At 60.3% G+C, this 20,250-nt stretch carries 17 protein-coding genes; all 17 read right to left on the minus strand.

All coding sequences use genetic code 11. The features are described 5' to 3' along the window. Window position 1 precedes the first annotated feature (1 nt). Complete coding sequence (locus AFERRID_RS07300) at window positions 2-478, minus strand: STN domain-containing protein (RefSeq protein ID WP_126604713.1); 477 nt, start codon at window positions 476-478, stop codon at window positions 2-4. Next, the gene (locus tag AFERRID_RS07305; protein ID WP_113527356.1) at window positions 475-777 is read right to left on the minus strand and encodes a hypothetical protein; all 303 of its coding nucleotides are present in this window, start codon (window positions 775-777) and stop codon (window positions 475-477) included. Before AFERRID_RS07305 ends, AFERRID_RS07300 begins: the two co-directional genes overlap by 4 nt. Then, a complete protein-coding gene (gspM, locus tag AFERRID_RS07310) occupies window positions 774-1,508 on the minus strand; it encodes a type II secretion system protein GspM (RefSeq protein WP_126604714.1) in 735 nt (244 codons plus the stop codon). Before gspM ends, AFERRID_RS07305 begins: the two co-directional genes overlap by 4 nt. Then, window positions 1,505-2,149 carry a PilN domain-containing protein gene (locus AFERRID_RS07315; RefSeq protein ID WP_126604715.1) on the minus strand — a complete coding sequence of 215 codons (645 nt, stop codon included), beginning with the start codon at window positions 2,147-2,149 and terminating at the stop codon, window positions 1,505-1,507. The genes gspM and AFERRID_RS07315 overlap by 4 nt, the downstream gene beginning before the upstream one ends. Continuing rightward, the gene (locus tag AFERRID_RS07320) at window positions 2,146-3,057 is read right to left on the minus strand and encodes a type IV pilus biogenesis protein PilM (protein WP_126604716.1); all 912 of its coding nucleotides are present in this window, start codon (window positions 3,055-3,057) and stop codon (window positions 2,146-2,148) included. Before AFERRID_RS07320 ends, AFERRID_RS07315 begins: the two co-directional genes overlap by 4 nt. 55 nt (window positions 3,058-3,112) lie before the next feature. Continuing rightward, window positions 3,113-3,760 (minus strand): hypothetical protein, encoded by a 648-nt coding sequence (locus AFERRID_RS07325; protein ID WP_126604717.1) that lies wholly within the window; start codon window positions 3,758-3,760, stop codon window positions 3,113-3,115. Between the two features lie 74 nt (window positions 3,761-3,834). Beyond that, window positions 3,835-4,419, minus strand: coding sequence for a PilW family protein (locus tag AFERRID_RS15285; RefSeq protein WP_197722487.1), 585 nt, complete (start codon window positions 4,417-4,419; stop codon window positions 3,835-3,837). 3 nt (window positions 4,420-4,422) lie between these two features. Then, window positions 4,423-4,890 (minus strand): prepilin-type N-terminal cleavage/methylation domain-containing protein, encoded by a 468-nt coding sequence (locus AFERRID_RS07335; protein WP_126604718.1) that lies wholly within the window; start codon window positions 4,888-4,890, stop codon window positions 4,423-4,425. Next, complete coding sequence (locus AFERRID_RS07340; RefSeq protein WP_172959351.1) at window positions 4,887-5,330, minus strand: pilus assembly FimT family protein; 444 nt, start codon at window positions 5,328-5,330, stop codon at window positions 4,887-4,889. The genes AFERRID_RS07335 and AFERRID_RS07340 overlap by 4 nt, the downstream gene beginning before the upstream one ends. A gap of 84 nt (window positions 5,331-5,414) precedes the next feature. After that, window positions 5,415-5,894 (minus strand): type II secretion system protein, encoded by a 480-nt coding sequence (locus AFERRID_RS15965; protein WP_126604720.1) that lies wholly within the window; start codon window positions 5,892-5,894, stop codon window positions 5,415-5,417. Between the two features lie 129 nt (window positions 5,895-6,023). Then, window positions 6,024-7,247 (minus strand): type II secretion system F family protein, encoded by a 1,224-nt coding sequence (locus tag AFERRID_RS07350; protein WP_113527347.1) that lies wholly within the window; start codon window positions 7,245-7,247, stop codon window positions 6,024-6,026. Then, window positions 7,247-8,950, minus strand: coding sequence for a GspE/PulE family protein (locus AFERRID_RS07355; RefSeq protein ID WP_113527346.1), 1,704 nt, complete (start codon window positions 8,948-8,950; stop codon window positions 7,247-7,249). The genes AFERRID_RS07350 and AFERRID_RS07355 overlap by 1 nt, the downstream gene beginning before the upstream one ends. A gap of 110 nt (window positions 8,951-9,060) precedes the next feature. Continuing rightward, window positions 9,061-12,576 carry an FAD-dependent oxidoreductase gene (locus AFERRID_RS07360; protein WP_126604721.1) on the minus strand — a complete coding sequence of 1,172 codons (3,516 nt, stop codon included), beginning with the start codon at window positions 12,574-12,576 and terminating at the stop codon, window positions 9,061-9,063. A 126-nt stretch (window positions 12,577-12,702) separates the two neighbouring features. After that, window positions 12,703-15,396: a bifunctional diguanylate cyclase/phosphodiesterase gene (locus tag AFERRID_RS07365; RefSeq protein WP_226833019.1), complete on the minus strand. Its 2,694-nt coding sequence runs from the start codon at window positions 15,394-15,396 to the stop codon at window positions 12,703-12,705. A gap of 35 nt (window positions 15,397-15,431) precedes the next feature. Next, window positions 15,432-17,834 carry a DNA topoisomerase (ATP-hydrolyzing) subunit B gene (gene gyrB, locus AFERRID_RS07370; protein ID WP_126604722.1) on the minus strand — a complete coding sequence of 801 codons (2,403 nt, stop codon included), beginning with the start codon at window positions 17,832-17,834 and terminating at the stop codon, window positions 15,432-15,434. Continuing rightward, a complete protein-coding gene (gene recF / locus AFERRID_RS07375; protein ID WP_126604723.1) occupies window positions 17,831-18,892 on the minus strand; it encodes a DNA replication/repair protein RecF in 1,062 nt (353 codons plus the stop codon). The genes gyrB and recF overlap by 4 nt, the downstream gene beginning before the upstream one ends. Window position 18,893: 1 nt before the next feature. Beyond that, window positions 18,894-19,991, minus strand: a complete 1,098-nt coding sequence (gene dnaN / locus AFERRID_RS07380; RefSeq protein WP_126604724.1) for a DNA polymerase III subunit beta — start codon at window positions 19,989-19,991, stop codon at window positions 18,894-18,896. Window positions 19,992-20,250 lie beyond the last annotated feature (259 nt).

Consider the following 20,250-nt stretch of genomic DNA (forward strand, 5'->3'; position numbering starts at 1 on the left):
ATCAGCAGGGGTAACTGCCGAATTTAGGATAATTGACCTGATAGATGCGGGTTTCCGGTTCGGGAGGAAAAATCACGATCTGTCGGCCTTGCACCTCGTACTGATAGCCGTATGCCGCGCGAATCGCCCGCAGGGCATTTCCCAGGGTAACATGATGCAGGTTAAGGGTGAGACTACCAGCGACCTTAGGGGAAAGAATGACATTCTGGCCCGAGCTCATCCCCAGCCCCATGAATACCTCCCGGGCAGGCGCATTCTGAACCACCAGATCGAAGCGTTTCTGCAGGGGCGGGGATCGACGCGGGATCAGGCTGCCCACCGGTGGCAATAGCGCCTGTTGCACGGCGGCGGGCGGCGGACGTAACGCCGCCTTGGTCGGTTTTGGTAGCAGGGCGCTCGCGGGATTATCGGGTACCGTTTGGCAACCTGCCAGCCAGATGCAACCCATCAGTATTGCCCACTGTTTGCGCATAATCATTTCTCTTCACTCGGGTTGGTAGAACCGCCGATGACCAGCCGCAGCCTTTTGGATCCCTCTCCCAAAATCACCCAACCGGCGCCCACAGCGATAAGGCGATAGGGTCCGATCTGACTTCCCAAGGGGTACAGGCGGCCGTTGAGAATAGCTACGGGCACCTGCCCGCCGGTCAGCGTGCTATCCAGGACCAGGGAGGCGAGGGGCACGCCACTAGCCCCGGCCCGATAGTCATCGGGACGGGTCGGATTGGGCGTTATCTGTATCTGGGCGGCCAACAGCAGTCCAAAGAGCGCGCTCATGAACCGCCTCCCGCCGCCTTGGGCAGGCCACGCAGCGTCCCGAGGGCGCTCCGGATTTGACCCGCCGTCAACACCGCCCCTGGTCGGGGCGCGTCCCGGCCGCTCCAAGCGATAGCGTAGGTACGTACATCAATCCGCAGCTCGGCCTTTGGATACTGTATCACGGTGTAAGTCCACCGACCCCATTGTAAACGCCAGGGCCCTCGCTGCACACTTTGCAGATAGGCAAGCAGGCTGTGAAAATCACCCTGCAGGGTAAGGGAAACCCCGCTTTGATACAGACGCGGACCTGTTTTGGCGCTTTTATCCGACGGTAAAGGATATACCTGGGAAGGCGCCAGGGTGTGGAAGCGTACACACTGTACCCCCGGACGCTCCGTTAACAACGTGCGCAACCAACCATCCAGTTCATCCTGCCGGGGGTAGCGCTGACCGGCCTGGCGCAACTGCTCATCCAGGGTGGCGATGATCCGCTGCTGGGCATCCAGGCGCGACTGCGTCTGCAGGGGCGCATTGTGTAACAAGGCCTGGATTTCGCTTTCCACGGCGGTCGCATGACTTTGCTTCGTCTGCCATTGCTGTTTTTTGGCCTGCAGACGATTTTCCAGGGGTGCCAGCCACAACTGGTAAAACCCGATCAGCAGCACCACGAGCGCGGCGGCCAGTACCAGCACGCGTTCGCGCAGGCTGAGCGCGTCGAAGCGGGTGAACCAGTGCCGGAGGGCGTTCATGGCCACTCCGGCGAACGGGCGGTAGCGCTGATGCGAAAATCCAGCAGCGCAGCGGATGGGGCGCTGCTGTCGGGGGCCGTGATGCCACTGCTGGCGGTGATCCCGGCCAATGTCAGGCCAGCCAGTGCCGGCTGGGCATGAAGCCGTTCCACGTAGCGCGGTATGGTCGCCGCCCGCAGAGTGCGTCCTTCCAACACCAACCCGCTGGTGTCGCCACTCATGCGCGTCAGCCAGATGCCGGGAACGATGCCACGACCAAGGGCATTGAGCACCTCCGAGGGATTCTGGCTGGCTACATGCAGAGAAAGCAGTTGCAGGAGAAAACGCCGCTCGTCGATTTCCGCCTGCAGCGCCTGGTGCCGGGTTTCCCACGCAGACTGGGCGCCCGGACCATAGCGCGCGATAAGTTGATCCCGTTGGCTTTGCAGCGCGCTCAGCCGTTGCTCCTGAGTCGCCAGCAGTTGGGCCTGTTCCTGATTGGCCTGCTGCCAGTACAGGGCCAGTCCGCTGAGGGCCAGAAGCAGGACGCCGAGGAAAATCAGGCTGAAGCGCGCGGAGAAGGGTACTTGCCGCGATACGAAGCGATCACTGTAGAGATTGACGCGGGCCGGATCGGCCGCTGGCGGCAGTCGCAGGCTCATGGGGCAGGCAACTCCGCGGCAAAGGCCTGGGCCAGAAGGCAGCGGCTGTCCGCCGGAGAAAGTAATTCCTCGACATGCGCGCAGCGCCGCCCCAGCAACTCACCCAGCGTCTCCGGCAGCAACTTCGGCGCGCCGCAGAGATAGAGGACGGCGGGCGGCGGGCGGCGGAAACGATTTTCGTAAAAATCCATGGTGCGCTGCATCTCCAGAGCCAGATCCTCGCTGGCGGCGCGGAAACCTGCGGGATCATCATCGCCGGGAAAGTGCTCAGAACCCAGCGCCAGTGGCCGCCCAAAACGATAGCTGCCGCCCTGCACCATGGTCAGATGACAACTGCGGGTTTCCACCAACAACAGTCCGACGCCCCCCGCTGCTTCGGGCAGAAGCCAGCATAAGTCGCGCAATGCGAGATCGATAATGCCCACATAAAAGGGCTGCAGGCCGGCGCCGCGCAAGAGGTCTACCCGCTCCTGGACCACGCTTTCGCGCGCGGCGACAGCGAAAATCTGTTGGCCTTCGGTGTCGGGTACGGGTATGGCGGCGAGCACCGCCTCCGACACGGGGAAATCCAGCAAATCCGCGAGCTGCCAGCGCAGGGCGGCCAGCATCTCCCCCGCCGGCACCTTGGGCGCATCCACGACCTGCAGGTTATAGTCCTCCCGGAACAAGTACGTAGCCGCCGGACTGCCAGCCAGCCCCTGGCTCTGCACGCTGTGGCGTAAGGACTCCAGCAGCAGTTCCCGGTAGCGGCTCGATAACGGATCGATGTCCTGAGCCGTGATCAACTCCGCCTCGCCATTATGCACACGGACCAGGCAATAACCGTCCCGGCGCAACTCCAGCACCACCGGAGGGCGTTCCCGCCAGCGCCGCAGAACGTCCCGCAGGTCGGCATCCCAGAGTTTCATGTCGTTACGCCCATGGCGGGAGTATTAGCCGAAAACGGCAGAAATTGCCAGATGGTCATGGGTTTTCAAGCCAGTAGTTGAGAGTGGTGGATCCTCCACCCCCGCTGCCGGCGCAGGAATTCGCGAGGCACGTCGTCAGGCCGTTTTTGTCGCAGATTAGAAGCCCAAAAAAGTGGAAACATGAATTATCTATACAGTTATTTACGACATTGGGCGCTATGGAGCAAGTTGTTGCGCATTTTTTCAAGCTGTTATCACAGCTACCCAAAAATCCGCCGCAATGGTTAACGACGCAACTCGTCGCGCAGGCAGCGCAAGCATTTCCTTGTGTCGTAACACCGACGATGACATTTCTCATGGCGGATACCGGTAAATTACCGGGGCCAAGATCGCCCGCCGGGCAAATTCCCTGGCTGGTGATCTGGTAAGAGGTGGTGGAAGCCGTGCTGGCCGACGAACAAGCCACCGTTGCCGAACAGCCCCCCAGCCCCGGAATGCTGCCAATGCCCGGACGCGCCGGATTGGGGCTGAAACATTGGCTGGCGGCGCTGCCGGTGGCGGGCGCGATTTGGTATGTCCCCCATTCCGCCCCGCTTTGGGCCGCCCAGTAGGCGCGGGTGGAGGCGATCTGATAGGCCGTGTTCTGATTGCTCTGAGCGGTGATATAGGCCAAGGCCGCCAGCAGCAGGGCCAGCACCACCATGATGAATATCACCAGCACCAGGGCCGAGCCCTTTTCTGCGGGCGGTATGGTGGGGCGATTACCCCGTTTGGCCATCATTGGTTATTGACCACGGAATAGGCGGAACTGAGGACGGCGATGGCCCGGCTCAGACTGAGGTGGACATCCGCTGCGGGATCGCGGAGGGTCAGCGTCACCGACACGCCGCTGGCGGTGCTCGCGCTCGATCCTCCCGGAAGTGCGCTGAAAACGCCGCTGGCATTGACCGCCAGCACCTGCGCCGACGGCCAGTTCGGTGTGCTCTGGGTCAATTGCCCGTTGCTAAAGGCAAAGCCATAGCTACCGGAACAGGCGCTCGCAACGGCGGCACTGGCTGGCGCAACGCAGCGTGTGAAAGAGAGGCTCGCCCCGCCATTAGGGATGTTTAATGTCCCCGGCTGGGCATTATGCAACTCTCGCGTCATGACCGTCAGTGCCATCCCCCCCTGACTGGCCAGTTCGCCAGCGGCACGATTGGTCTGGTAGGTTTGCACCGAGCGCACGATGAGCGCCGTCGCGCCCACGGACAAAATGCCGAGGATGACGATGGCCACAATCAGCTCGATGAGGGTGAGGCCGCCCTGGGCAAACGCTGCGGCAATAACGGGGCCTGCGGATTGCGGCATTTTATCATTACCCATGGGCTAACCTCCCGCCTGCGTACCGTTACCGTTGCCGTTGCCGTTGCCGTTGCCAGGGATCGTGGCACTACCAAAATTATATTTCGTGCGCCACGCCCCCAGGGTGATATCCGCACCGCTGGGGCCGGTCACCCGAACGGTCAGGTATTCTGCCGTGGCCCCGCTTAATGTAGAAGCACTGCAGGCGACGACGACATCATCATCATTTTGGCTATATGCGGTATTGCACGAGTTAGTGCAATTGCAGTTAGAGAAAGGCTGTGCGTACGAGGCCGTCATGGCGGTTTCCAGTGTACCTTGGGCGATGGCCGTGGCCTGCGCCGTCGGCACCGGATTGGTGCCGAAGCGGCCGTACCAGACCACGGGGATGAGGAGTGCAGCCAAAAAGCCCAGCAGGACCATGGCGATCACCAGTTCGATGAGGGTAACGCCCTGATCTTCCGCCTTCGCCCCCAACGCCGCAGTACTCATGCGCACGATCCGGCATAGGCCAATCCGGTGGGAGAGATGCACACCACGCGGCTTTCACCGCCACCGTCGATGAGAGTGATGGGGCTGGTTTGGGTGGCACTGGCCACGCTGCCGGTAGCACTGGTAAAGATAAGGGTAGCGCTGCCCTGGGCGCTGGCCGGGATGGTGATGGGGTAGCCCTTGCCGCCAGGGGCCGGGAGGTTTTGCCCGGCACTGTTTTGCACCGTCACACTACTCCCCTGAACACTCAGGATAATGTTGCCACTGCCCAGCAAGGCTGACTGCCGCGCATATTGTGCCGCGGCAATGACATCTCCCTGCGCAGCATTGGCACTGTAGCCGCCTATCCCCATGAAGCGCGGCAAAATCAGCACCGCCAGGATACCGGCTATGATCAGGACGGCAATGACTTCAATGAGGGTGAAGCCGCGCTCGCTCATTTGCCTGTCCTTGTCCATATAACGGACAAGCCAGGGAACGGAGGCTCCCTGGCTTGCTACCCTCCTGTTGCCGGTGAACGGATATTAGGAGCAGTCGGAGGAGTTCGTCGCTACAGTAGGCGCCGATCCGGCCCCCACAGAACTGGTGGCCGCCGTATACACCACGTTGCAGCTAGCGGAGTTGCCGGCCGAGGTGGGCCAGAACGTCGCTGCCGCCGTGGTGGCACTCACACCGAAATTGGTGGTGTCCTGGAGCATGGTGGAGATGCTGGCACCTGTGGGATAGCCAAATGCCAAGGCCACCGTGCCATTAGTGCCAGCCCCAGGAACGGAAATGGTGCCGCTGGACCCCGTCTGGACAGGCGTGCTGACCAACGCCTTGCTGTAGGCAAGCGCCGCCGCGGCTTGCAGAGAACCGGAAACGCCCTGCAGCACGCTGCGCCGTGCATCGTTCTGCAGATTGACAAAACGCGGAATGGCAAAAGCGGCGAGAATGCCGAGAATGACGATAACCACGATGAGTTCGATCAGGGTGAAACCCTGTTCACTGGAATGCTTTTGCATGACGCCCCCTTGGAGTCTGCGACGTAACATTTTTGTTTACACCCTATAACAGAGTCTCATGGTATCACCCTCCGAAAATAGAGTCCATATGCCATGACCAGTTTTATTTGGGTGTTTTTAACGATCCGGCTACTGCTTGACCATTTTCACCATGTCCCACATCGGCAGGTAAATACCGGCGGCGAGAATGAACACCAGGCCGCCCATGATCACCACCATGATCGGTTCGATACGTGCAGCAAGGCTGTCCACCTTTTTTTCCACCTCACGCTCATAATAGTCCGCCACCTCGCCCATCATCTCGTCCAGCCCGCCCGTTTCCTCGCCGACCTTGAGCATTTGCAGGACCAGGGGCGGGAAAAGCCCGGTGGCGGTGGCGCTGCTGTGCAGACTTTCGCCACGTAGAATGGCTCTGGGGAGCGCATCCAGGCGACTCTCTATGAAGCGGTTGTGAACGGCGCCGACGACTAGTTCCATGCCCTTCAGGATCGGCACGCCGGCGCCGGAAACAAGCTGCAGGGTTCGGCCGAAGCGGGCCATGGCGTCTTCGAGGATCAGCGGGCCGAAAATAGGGGTGCGCAAAAGGAAACGATCCCAGAGCCAGCGACCGTGTGGTTGGCGGAGGAAGAAGCGAAAACCATAAGTGGCGGCGACGGCGACCATGAGGATCAGCCACCACCAGGCGACCGTGAAGTTGCTGAAGGCGATGAGCATACGGGTAAAAATGGGCAGAGTGATATGGGCATTGGCGAACAGCTTGGCAAAAGCGGGAATGACCATGATGTTGAGGATGACCATGGCGACACTCAAAGCGATGGCCACAAAAAGCGGGTAACGAAAAGCCTGGCGAACACGGGCGAGGGTAATGTCCTCCCGTTCAAGATAACCGGACAGTTGCAGCAATACCTTGTCGAGATTACCGGTGGTCTCACCGACTTCTACCAAGCGAAGATACAGGGGCTGGAAGACTTTGGGGTAAGCGGCCAAGGCGACGGAGAGCGGCTGACCGTCGCCGAGGGTACGCCGTACCTGGAGAAGTATTTCGCCGAGGCGGGTCTGTGGACCATGGCTGCTGATCAGGCCTTCTATAGCATTGAGTACCGGAATGCCCGCGTGCAATAGGGCGTAAAGCTGGCGGGAAAAAAGGGCGAGATCGGCGCGACTGATGGGACGTCTGTTGAGTCGACTCCACAACTGTTCGATACGCACACCTTCGCGCAACTCTTCCACGGTGATGGGGATGAGCTGGTTACTGCGCAAGGTCTGTGCGACCATCGCACCTTCTCCAGCATCCATGATGCCCTCGCGGAGCTGTCCGTGGTCATCGCGGGCACGATAGCGGAAACGCGCCATCAGTCCTCCTCCGCGTCGCTGGTCACCCGCACCATTTCTGCCAGGGTGGTAATGCCCTCCCAAACCAGGCGCATGGCCTCTTCACGCAATAAAGTAAACTGTTGTTGCTGGTTGGCGGCATCAAGAAGCGCTGCGCGACTATTGCCGAGAATGGCGGCGCGGAGTAATGGATCCATGCGGATCAGCTCGAAAACCGGTTGCCGACCGCGATATCCGGTGAAGTTGCAGGTATTGCAGCCCTTGCCGCAAAAGAAGGTGACAAAGTCGGGAGGCACGCCGAGCCGGGCGGCAAAAACCGCACGTTCTGCGGGGCTGACATCCTTGTCCTCGGTCTTGCAGGACGGGCAGATACGACGCACCAGGCGTTGCGCCATGACCCCGAGCACCGCCGACCCGATCAGAAAGGGTTCCACCTCGAGTTCCTGTAGTCGTGGAAAGGCGCCCACGGCGTCATTGGTATGGAGTGTAGCCAGTACCAGATGGCCGGTCAGGGCGGCGCGCGCGGCGATTTCTGCGGTTTCGTGGTCTCGGATCTCGCCCACCATGATGACATCCGGGTCCTGGCGCAGGATAGTGCGCAGCACCCGCGCAAAATCAAGCCCGATACGGGGATGCACCTGTACCTGGCTGATGCCCTGAAGACGATATTCCACGGGATCTTCCACGGTGAAAATCTTGCGCTCTACGGTATTGATCTCATTCAGTGCCGCGTATAGCGTCGTCGACTTACCCGATCCGGTGGGTCCGGTTACCAAAAACAACCCATGGGGACGGTGCATGATGTTCTGCAGGCTGACCTCGACGTTGCCGGGCATCCCGAGCTCATTAAAATGCAGCAGTGCCGTTTGCTGATCCAGCAGGCGCAAAACCACACTTTCCCCGTCCTGGACGGGCATGGTGGCCATGCGTACGTCATAGGCCTTGCCTTCCAGCGCGAGATGCATGCGTCCATCCTGAGGAAGGCGACGTTCAGCGATATCCAGATTCGTCATAACCTTGAGTTTGGAAACAATCAACGGCGTCAAGCGGCTGTCCAGACGCAGGTGCTCACGCAGGACCCCGTCCACGCGCAGGCGCACCCGCAAGCCTGATTCTTCCGGCTCAAAATGGATATCAGAGGCTTGCAGACGGGCGGCATCCGTAAAGACGGCATTGAGCAGGCGTACCACGGGCGCATCTTCGGCGCTGCTTTCCAGCAAGGGCGGTGGGGCTGAAGTATTTACCGTGTCACCCAGCGCGTCCCGCAGTTCAGCGCTTTTGCTGACCGCGCCGTACAACTGAGGTAGAACGCGCAGCAACTCCGTTTCGGAAATCAGCGCCAGCTTCACGGGTTTGCCCATGGCACGGGAAATGGCGTCCAAAGCCGGTAAATCGGTGGGGTCGGCCATACCCACCACGTAGCGCTCACCCTGGTCCCGCAGTGGTATGGCCCGATAGCGCCGCGCCAAAGATTCGGGAAGTCGCGACACCAACTGCGGATCCAATGCCTGCCGGGATAAATCGATGCGCTCCAGATGCAGTTGTCTGGCGAGAAAGTTCAACAGGTCTTCTTCGGTCACCAAGTGTTGGGCGATGAGTTCCTGCCCGAGCTTGCGTCCGCTTCCCCGCTGCTGGGTGAGCGCCATATCCAGTTGCGCGGCGGTGATGATGCCGTTCTGAACCAGAAGATCACCCAAACGAATTTTTTGTAAACGAGATGCCATAGTCGGATGGTCCTCCAAACACTATATTTGGCCAACATGATGGATCGGCCTTCGTCAAAACGGACGTCGTCGTTGCCATTTGCGCAACACCCGTGTCCGTCGGACGCATTCTATGAACCTTCGTTTCCCCCGCTCATGACATGATCCAGCCACTGGCTGGAAATCCTTTCCAGCAGGCGATTCTGACTCTGGCGGGCGGTGAGGTTGTCCAGATCCACCCAGGCCAGGGGCTGATCCTGCTGGGCGCAGGAAAATACCGCCTTGGTGCGCTGTCCCGTTTCCGGATCGATCTGCCATTGCAGACACTGGGCGCAGACGCCTTTGAGCATGCACTGCATGGGACTGCCCACCGTCGCCGTAGCCTCCAGATCGGCCCGGAAATAGGGCTGTAGCTCCCCCTGGAGGGCCTGCTGAAAGGCCTTGAGCAGGCCGGTGGAGCCCATGACCATCAGGCGATCCACGCTGTTCAGGGCGATCTCCGTCGCATAGGCCTTTTGCCCCGGCAACTCCCCGGCCCCATAGGCGCGCAGCAAGGCCACCATGTCACTGGCCTCGACACTGAGGTCCTGCTGGCGGTGGGCTTCGATCAACGGGCCGCTGCCCGTACACCAGATGATCTGATCTGCGGCTTCTTCCAGCTCCGCCTGGTTATCCAGTTCGCTGGCTTTGCCCAACGCCGCCACATAGAGCACGCGGTTGCCCGCCGCCCGCAAGGCCGGGCCGATATCCAGCATCACCGCCGCACCCCAGCGTCCGGCGACCACCAGAATCGTTTTACCCGTGGGGATGTCGGTGGGTGCGCCGGTCGGTCCCATGAGAATCAGGGGATCACCCGGCTGTAAACGTCCCACCAGACGCGGTCCGGTGCCCCACTGCAGGATCAGGAGGCGCACCGCGTCGCCTTCCACCCCCGCGCCGCTGACCGTCAGCACCGGTATCTGTAAGCGGGTGCCGTCCACGATCGGGCTGTGACTCTCATAGGTCTGCAAGCGGAAAAACTGTCCCGGCCGGAAATTGCGAGCCGCCAGCGGGGCTTCCACCCACATCTCGGTGACGGCGGGGTTGCTGCGATCCATGCGCAGTACCCGCATGCTCAACAGATGCTGCAACCGTTGCTGAAAGCCTTGCACATCCGGATCGACGGTGGTATCCAGTGTCCCCAGGCTCTGCATGACCTGAGGGTAGGTCGCCTTGGCCGAGGCGATGGCCTTGACCACGCTGCCATGAAACACCGGATGGGTGTCCCCGATAAAGCTGATCCGATGTCCTTGCGCATCACCGTAGGAAGTAAAGGGACCGGCCTCGGGGGCCTTGCAGTGCTCGGCCACCTGCACCGCTTGCAACGGCCCGTTGTCGTGGGCCACATGGGTCAGGAAGTGATCCCCATCCAGTTGGAAAGTCCCCGGATATTCCCTTTCATAGATGGTGTTGGGGACGGTGCCGGCGGCAATGAAGACGGCTCGCGCGGGAAGCCGCACCTCCTGATCGCTGGCCAGCCAGCGCCCTTCCACCTCGCGCATCCGGCGGAAGACCATGTGCGCGATATGTCCATAGCTATCCAGTTCTGCCCGGAGAGGATCGAGACCCTCACCATAATAGATCCCTTCTTCCATGGCCTTGATAAGTTCTTCATGGTTGCGGGTATAGGCGGGTGCCTGCTGCATCCCCTTCCGGTATGCCAGGGTGACGCCGCCCCAGGACTGGATCAGCGGCACGAAATTGGGCGATTCGTTCTCTGCTGCGGCGCGCTCGCGCTCGGCACGCACGGCGCGCCCGTGGGTCAGGAACTCGTCGAGAATCCCGGCATCCTCGGCGGAGAGTCCGGCGCGAAGTTTTTCTTCTCCGGAATGCGTCACCATCGCTTCGTAGCGCGCCAGCACCTTCTCTACCTGCCGCACATAATAGGCCTGTACCTCGGTGGCGGTATCCACCGCCGTGAGGCCACCGCCAATCACCACCGCCGGCAGGCGCACCTGCAGATTGGCGAGACTGGACCGCTTGCCCGCTCCGGTGAGCTGCAGGGCCATGAGGAAGTCGCTGGCCTGCCGCATACCCCGCGCCAGACTCTCGCCCATGGGCACCACCCGCGGCAGCCCCGCGCCGGTAGCGATGCAGACATGATCAAAACCCAGTTCCCAGGCGTTTTCGAGGGTGATGGTACCGCCCAGCCGCACGCCGCCGAAAATCTGGAAATTCGAGCGCCGTGCCAGGGTCAGGTAGATCAGCTTGAGAAAATTCTTGTCCCAGCGCACGGTAATGCCATATTCGGCCACGCCGCCAAACCCGAGCAGAATGCGTTCGTCGAGGTCCTCCTGGAGACGGCTCCAGTCGCGGATGGGCTGCTCCAACCACTGCCGGGGCAGGGGTTCGACTTTCAGACCATCGATACCGACCACCGCACAGCCTTCCTGCAGGAGATGATGGGCCATGGTGAAGCCTGCCGGGCCCATGCCCGCCACCAGTACCTTGCGCCCGTTGTAGGGCTGCGCCAGATATTGCACGGCGCGCAATGGGTTCCAGCGGGTCAGCAGATCGTAGAGCTCCACTCCCCAGGGAAGATTCAGCACATCCGTGAGGATCCGCGTTTCAATCTGCGGGATGTTCACCGGATCCTGCTTCTGGTAGACGCAGGCCTTCATACAGTCATTGCAGATGCGGTGTCCCGTGGCGGGAACCATGGGATTGTCCACCATCGCCATGGCCAGGGCGGCGATATGGAATCCGTCCCGCTTCAGCACCTGCATCTCGGAGATTTTTTCTTCCAGGGGACAGCCCGTCAGGGTGACGCCCAAGGGGTCCACCTTGAGACCTAGTTCGGGCACGCCCTTTTTCTCCGGAAAGCCCTTGGAACAAAAATCACCTTCGTGATCATGGCAGTATAAACAATAATGGACTTCATTTTGGACGCTGCGGGCGTCCATGCGCAGGTCGGTCAGATGAAAGCTGTCGCGGCGCCGCAGGGTGCCGTCCGGGGCCACGAAGGGCGCACCGGGAAGATCCTCCCGGCGTTTCAAGGGTACCAGTGCCTCGTGGTCCACTCGTTGGGGCAGGCGGAAACTGGACCAGCCCCGCACCGCCAGGGCGGCCTGCGGATCACTCAGGATGCGGGCACACCACCGGGTCAGACGGTCGATGGCCGCGGCATGAGCCGCTTCATCCCCGAGCCATGCTTCACCCAGGCGGGCGATGGCCCATTCGCGATCTTCCAGCGGCCAGCCGCGCTGCTGGATTTCGCTGTCCAGCCACTGATCCAGATCGGCAAAGGATTCCGGGAATTCACCCCGGTAACGGCGCGCGCGGCGCAACACGAAATGCTTTTTGAACTCCATGACGACATCATGGCTGCGGGTCCGGGCCTGCAACACCGCCACTTCCGGCTCCAGGTGGAAGAGTTGCGCGACAAATAATTCCAGGTGCGGCGCAAGCCGCAGCAAAAACTCGCTCTGGGCTTTATCCGCAGGCTGCGCTCCGGCGGCACGATATACCCGCAGGCCTTCCACCAGGGTCTGGTCTTTTTCCGCCAGGACACGAAGAAATTTCCCATCCAGCCGCGCGAGCCCTTCAGAAGTAAAAAGTTCTTTATATTCGAAGTTTAGTAAATTAAGCACTATAATCTCCCGAGTCATACCAGCGACTGCGCTGCGACAGTATTCATGAAACGGTCATATTCTGCTGGCAATATGGGATTCTGTCATCTTTTCAGGATGGCCGCATGGAAATATCATCCGCTGGCCCATATCCCTGCGCTTTGGTCAGGAGGCCGCCACGTTATCCCGCATGGCCCTCACCGCCCGCCCCAGATCCTCCTGAAATCGGTGGCTATACTCATGCAGTTGCCCGAGTAGCCGATGCAGTTCCTCGCGCGTTCCGCTTTGCCGTACCCGAAGGATTTCCTGCCCCAGGGCATGCACCGCTTCGTGCTCGGCCAGCAAGGCCTCTACTCCGGGCAGTTCCGGCGCGTGGGCGTGCAGCCAGGCGGTGATCGGACAGGCAGCCAGATCCGTATGCTCGTAACCCCCATGATTCATCGCGGACTCTTCTGCCATATGCACCCATCCCAGATGATGGTACAGAGCCAGCAGCGGCGTGTCCGCATCCCCCGTACCGAGGACAAACGTGTGCACAAAATTAGCAACGGCCTCCGCTTCCAGCGGCCTGGCGATGGCGTATCCCTGGAGATAGTCGACCTCCATCTCGCGCAGCAGGGCGATGTGTTCTTCGGTTTCCACCCCTTCCACCGTGATGATGACATTCATGCCCATCCCCAGGTTGATGAGACTCTCGACAAAGATCAGGTCCTGGGGCTTGTTCAACAGCTCGCGGACGAAACCCTGATCGATTTTGATCTCGTCAATGGGCAGGTTTTTGAGCCGAAGGAGCGAGGCATACGCGCTCCCCACGTCATCCAGCGCAATCTTCACGCCCGCACTGCGCAGGCGTTGCAGATGTCCCAGTGCGACCTCCTGTTCGAGGATTTCCCCGATCTCCAGCACCTCCAGTACCAGGGATTCCGGGAATATATACGGCTGGGCGGCCAGGATGTCGAAGACCGTATCGGCAAATCCGGTACTGTCGAGCTCTTCCGGGGTGACGTTGACGCTGAGAAAGATGTCCAGTCCGATTCTCCGCCATTGCGCGAGTTGCCGCAGTCCCGTCTGCAATACGAAATGCCCCAGCGCCTGACGCTCCCGCACACCCAGGGACGGGAGGAATTGATCGGGGGAAACCTCCCGGTCATTCCGGCGCCAGCGGGCCAGGGCCTCGAGGCCCGCCACGCGGCCTGTCGTCAGGGCCACCAGAGGCTGGTAACGTAGCGTCACCTCTCCGGCGACCAAAGCCTGCAGAAAATCCTGGCGCAACATTTCATCGCCCATGGTGATGGTGCCGAGATCCTGGTGATAGAGCTGCACCCACCCTTCGCGCCCCCGCTCAGGGCGCGCCTTGGCTGCATACATGGCCTGATCGGCGTGCCGCAGGAGGAGATCGGCGTCCGCCGCCCCGTCAAAAGGATAGATAGTCAGTCCCAGACTCGCCTGGAGGCTGATCTCTTTCCCCTGGATCAGGAAAGGTTGCGCCATCGCAGTCTGCAGACGGGCCAGGACCTGATCCAGTTGATCCACACCGCGCAGGCCTTCCAGTAATAGCACAAACTCATCGCCGCCCAGGCGCGCCACGGTATCCGTCCGCCGCACCGCACCTTGCAGGCGGCGGGCCATTTCTTTCAGCAGGTCATCTCCGGCGGCATGGCCATTCCGGTCGTTGACCAGCTTGAAGGCATCCAGGTCGAGAAAACCCACCGCCAAGAGCTGCTCCTGGCGGTCGGCACGGGCTAAAGCCTGGTCAAATACCAGCCGCAGGGCTTCGCGATTGGGCAGACCGGTCAGAATATCGTGGGTAGCCTGGGTGGCCAGGGTTTGCGCGAACGCCTCACGTTGCTCGCTCCATCGGCGATCCAGGAAAACGATTTGTCTATAAGCGGCCAGGCCTGACCCCAACATGATGATCAGAAAGAGCAGTGGAAATTCGACCTGCCGCCGCCACCAGGCGGCCAGCCACCAACTCCTGGGGATAGAAATGAAAGCAGTCAAAGGATAATGATTTAGACGTGTAAAGGCCCCAACCCGATAGGTCTGTCCCACCGTAACGAAGCCTGCATAATGTCCCTGCCGTGCCTGGGGGTTACTCTCCAGGGCGTGCCGCAGAGCTCCCGTGGGAGGCAGGTGGGATAGCATCCCGGCGAGATTACCCAAGGTTAGGGGCCAGCGCCCCTCGATATAAAAGTCATTCCGTATCAGGCCGACGGCGGTCCCGGGTCGCAGAGGCGACAGGCGCAGGAAGTCTTCGATGTCGCGAAAGCGCAATGGGGTAGCCACGACAAACAAGGGTTTTCCAGCCGGGGAAAATACCGTATGACTCAGACGAATGAACCAGTGACCTCGCAATGGCCCCTGGAGCGGGTGGTAGATCCGCATGCCATGTGTCTGTAAGGCTTTCTGAAAACCAGGCCAGATGGCCGGATCGTTACGAAAGTCCGGTAGCGGTTCCCCCGCCGGTACGGCTGTGGAGGCGATGACTTGTCCACTCAGCGCTATAAGATTCGCGCTGGCGACCCCCGAAGTGGCCTTCTGGTAATCCAGCAGGAGTGTCCGGGCGCGGCGGGGGTGATGCAGCGCATCCGCCCGCTGTAATTGCATCCCCAAAAACCGGAGCCCCGAAGCATGACCGTCCAGCAGCCGCTGTGTGGTTTGCGCGACCATGTCGGATTCCATCATCAACTGACTCAGGCTGTCCCGTTGATAACTATGCCAGGAAAACCAGGCGTACGTGCTGGAAAAGGCCAATATCCCCAGAAGCGCCCCCAAAAAAACCAGACGCATGGCCCACCGATGGGGAGGGACGGTGATGGGACGGGTGAGAAATGCAGGAATTTTTAGGGTGACTTTCAAAATCGATTGTCCCTGCAATTCAGCCCATCATCTCATCAGATATCGAGTCGGGATACAAAGCGCGCATTCTCCTCGATAAAGCGCCGGCGCGGCTCCACAGCGTCGCCCATGAGCATGGAAAAGACTTCGTCGGCGGCGATGGCGTCTTCCACATCCACCCGCACCAGACGGCGGTTTTCGGCATTCATGGTGGTTTCCCAGAGCTGTTCCGGATTCATTTCACCGAGCCCCTTGTAGCGCTGAATCTCGACGCCACGGCGGGCATCCGCCAGAAGCCAGTCCATGGCGGTGCGGAAACGGCTGACGGCAAGCCCTCGTTCGCCCCTTTCCATACGCGCACCCACGCCGATTTTGCCCTCGATCTGCCGCGCATAGTCCGCCAGATGCCGATATTCGCCACCGGCAAAAAAATCCTGATCGAAGAAACGCAGTTCCAGGCTGCCATGATGTTCGCGGCGCACCACCAGGCGCAGGGCCTCCGCTTCACCCACCCGCTCCACCGTGTAATGTTCGGCGGGCAGGGCATTCACTTCCAACGCCGCGCGGAGCTGCCGCGCGAAATCGTCCCAGGTGGCACTATCCGCCGACTGCGCAGCGATGGGTGGTAACGTGGCCAAGGCCCAGAGCAGCGTACCGGGATAGCGCCGTTCCAGGCGCTGCACCAGTGCCTCGATATTCTGGTATTGACGCATCATGCCGGCCAGTTGCTCGCCCGTTACCGGCTCGGCATCCGCCGCAGGACGGAATTGCGCGCCCTGCATGGCAATTTCACGCAGATAGGCGGCCAGTTCGGCGTCGTCCTTGAGGTAGCGTTCCTCCTTGCCCTTCTTGACCTTGTAAAGGGGCGGCTGGGCGATGTAAATGTGGCCGCGCGCCACCAGATCTGGCATCTGCCGGTAGAAAAAGGTCAGCAACAGGGTACGAATATGGCTGCCGTCCACGTCCGCGTCCGTCATGATGATGACCCGGTGATAACGCAGCTTGGCCACATCAAAATCCTCGACACCGATACCGGTACCCAGCGCGGTAATCAGGGTGCCAATTTCGTCGGACGAAAGCATCCGGTCGAAACGCGCCCGTTCCACGTTGAGGATTTTGCCCTTCAGGGGAAGGATGGCCTGATGCCGGCGATCCCGGCCCTGTTTGGCAGAGCCGCCTGCGGAATCGCCCTCCACCAGATAGATTTCGCACTGGGCCGGGTCTTTCTCCTGACAGTCGGCCAGCTTGCCGGGAAGGTTGGCGATGTCCAGCGCGCCCTTGCGGCGGGTCAGTTCCCGTGCCCGTCGGGCGGCTTCCCGCGCCCGCGCCGCTTCGACGATCTTGGCGGCGATGGCCTGCGCCTCTTTGGGGTGCTCATCCAGAAACATGGTCAGCGCCTCGGACATGGAGGACTCGACTATCGGCTTGACCTCGCTGGAAACCAGTTTTTCCTTGGTCTGTGAAGAAAATTTAGGGTCCGGTACCTTGACGGAAAGCACTGCTGTCAGTCCTTCACGTGCATCTTCGCCACTCACCGTAACCTTGGCCTTGGCGAGGATGCCTTCCCGTTCCATATACTGGTTCAAGGTACGGGTCAGGGCACCGCGAAAGCCCGCCAAATGGGTGCCGCCATCGGCCTGGGGGATATTGTTGGTGAAGCAGAGCACCGCCTCGTTATAGCCTTCGTTCCATTGCAGGGCCGCTTCGACGACAATGCCGTCGCGCTCGCCGGTGAGCGTGATCACACTGGGATGAATGGCGGTTTTGCTGCGGTTGAGATGCTCTACGAAAGCGCGGATACCGCCTTCATAATGAAAGATTTCTTCCCGGCTGGCGCGCTCATCCAGCAGGGTGATATGTACGCCGGAATTGAGAAAGGCCAATTCGCGCAAGCGCTTTGCGATGATCTCGAAGTGAAAATGGGTATCGGCAAAAACCTGGGGCGAGGGTTTGAAGCGGATGGTACTGCCGTGTTTGCGTGATGCATCGCCGCGGGCGATGGGTGCCTGGGGTTCGCCGTCGTGATACTCCTGGGTCCAGACATAGCCGTCGCGGAAGATACGCAATTGCAGCGTTTCCGAAAGGGCGTTGACCACCGAGACACCAACCCCGTGCAGGCCGCCGGAAACCTTGTAGGCGTTGTCATCGAACTTACCGCCTGCATGCAGCACGGTCATGATGACTTCGGCTGCGGACTTACCCTCCCCGGCGTGCATGTCCACCGGTATACCACGACCGTTATCGCTGACGCTGACAGATTCATCCTCATGGATGGTCACGATGATGGTGTCGCAATACCCGCCGAGCGCCTCGTCGATAGCGTTATCCACTACTTCGAAGACCATGTGGTGCAATCCGCTGCCGTCATCGGTATCGCCGATATACATGCCGGGGCGTTTGCGTACCGCTTCCAGACCTTTCAACACCTGGATACTGGAAGAATCGTATGTTTCCATCATGATGCCGTTTCCTTCTCAAGCTGGCCTGCTGCCAGACAAAAATGACTGCCGCCTACCGTCGCCGGAATCTGCCGGGCGGTGGTGACGGCAGCAAAGATCTGCACACCCAGCAGATCGAGTTCGTTGACCCACCAATCCCGTGCCGAAGCGTCCAACTCCGCCGCGAAATCGTCGATCAGTATGGTCGGCAGAGGCAACCCGGCCCGCTTCAGGATTTTCACCTGCGCCAGACGATAGGCCAGACCCAACACCCGCAACTGGCCCCGCGAAAGAATATCCGGTGCCGGTTTGCCGCGTATCCGAAATGCCAGATTGGCGCGATGCGGGCCGCTGTGGGTATAACCCGCCTCGCGATCCTGTTCGTGATCCCGCAGCAAGCAGTCGCCCAGCGCCATGCCTTCCTTCCAACCGCTGTGCAAATGCAGACTGAGCCCGGTCAATGATCCGGACCAGCGTTCCCAGAGAGTCACGACTTCGGGCTGCACCGCGGCGAGATGGGCCTGCCGCCGCTGCTGGATGTCTTCGCCGGCGACGATGACAGCGTCGTCCCAAGGTTGCCGACCATGATTATGATCGCTTTTCAGCCAGGCATTGCGTTGCAGCAACGCCCGCCGGTATTGGCGAAATACCGTGCCATAATACCGGTCTGCGTAATAAATGCCCCAGTCCAGCACGCGCCGGCGGTCCTCCGCTGTCCCCGAGACAAAGTGGCTGTTGTCATCGTGCAGGCTTTGCAGAGGCAAAATATCCAGCAGCTGCCAGGCAGAGCCGAGCGGCTCCCCATCATAGCGTATTTCTCGTTCGTCGCCACGTCGGCGCAGGGCGAGGAAATGATCGGGGAGGTGCGCGCTGACCAGATAGGCGTCGTCTCCCTCCCGCTGGACATGGCGGAACCCGTGTCGCCAGGTCTGCCCCGTACCGAGCAGGTGGATGGCTTCCAACACCGAGCTCTTGCCCGCGCCGTTGGCGCCGATCAGCCAGTTCCACTGGTGGTCCGCTTTCAGGTCCAAGGTTTCTATGCAACGCACGGACTGGATATGCAGCGCCTCCAGGGACATCTCAAAGACGGACGGGCATGATGATATACAGGGGATTATTGCCGTCTACCGGGGTAAAAACGGCGCTGCTGTCGCTGTCCTTGACCCGCATCCGCAAACTTTCCTGGGGGAATATCTGGGTCGTATCCGTCAGATAGCGGCTGTTGAAAGCGATGTCCAGGGCGTCGCCCTGATACTCGACGGGAATCTGGATTTCGCCTTCCTCCTGCTCCTCATTGCGGCTGCGCAGGGTCATCTGGTCGTTTTCCAGATGTAGATGGGTGGTCGGATTACGGTCGCTGACCAGGACGTCGCTCTGCTGCAAGGCACTTTTGAAGGCCTGGCGGTCCAGTATGGCGAAGCGGGGGTGTCCCTGGGGGATGACCCGGCGGTAATCGGGATATTTGGCGTCGATGAGCTTGCAGGCGAACTGTTGTGTACCATCATTGAGCAGAAAGCTGGCATCCGACATTTCCAGGACGATGTCGCCGTCATCGAGAATCCGCAGCAGTTCGAGGACGGCTTTGCGCGGCAGAATGGCCTGGTAGCTTCCGCTTTCCAGGCTGCTGGCAAAAGGCAGGGTCATCATGGCCAGACGATGGCCATCGGTGGCTACGAGACGCAGTTCCTGACCTTCCACCTCGACGAGGACGCCGTTCAGAAAAAGCCTTGCGTCGTTCTGTGCCATGGTGTTGGCGACGACGGCGAGCGCTTCGCGAAAGGTTTTGGCATTGCCGTTGCCCTTACAGAGACTGCTGTGGGTACTGAGGTACGGAAATTGATCGGATGGCAATATGTGCAGGGTAAAGCGGCTCTTGGCGGCCTTCAAGAGCAGCTTTTCGCCGTCTTTATGAAATTCTATGGGGGTGTGTTCGGGTAATGCCCGGCAGATGTCATAGAGTTTGCGAGCGGGGACGGCGCAGGTGCCCGGCGCCTCTACCGGGTGATCCAGGTCGGCAGAAAGCTGGACTTCGAGATCGGTAGCGACGAAGCGGCAGTGTTGGCCTGCGGCTTCGATAAGGACATGGGCCAGGATCGGTTGTACCGGGCGTCGGTCGGCAATATTGGCCATGTTGGCCAGGATGGGGAGAAGATCTTCGCGATCTATGGTGATTTTCATCGGGGGGTGCTCCTACAATGCCAGGGCTGAGAAGGGATCGATGGCGTCTTTTTATAAAAATAATTTATATTTTTTCTTTTAACTACTAATACTATTAATGGGCACATGGCCTGTGGAAAGGTGTGGTAACGCATCGTCCGGTATGAAGTTTCCGGTTTTGGCTGGCGGTCGACAAGCTGTGGGTAAGTGGGTATATCCAGGGATAAAAAATTGTGCCATTTTTCATACAGGGATAGCACAGGTGTTATGCAGCGGCTTA

Source organism: Acidithiobacillus ferridurans (assembly GCF_003966655.1).
Taxonomy (GTDB): domain Bacteria; phylum Pseudomonadota; class Gammaproteobacteria; order Acidithiobacillales; family Acidithiobacillaceae; genus Acidithiobacillus; species Acidithiobacillus ferridurans.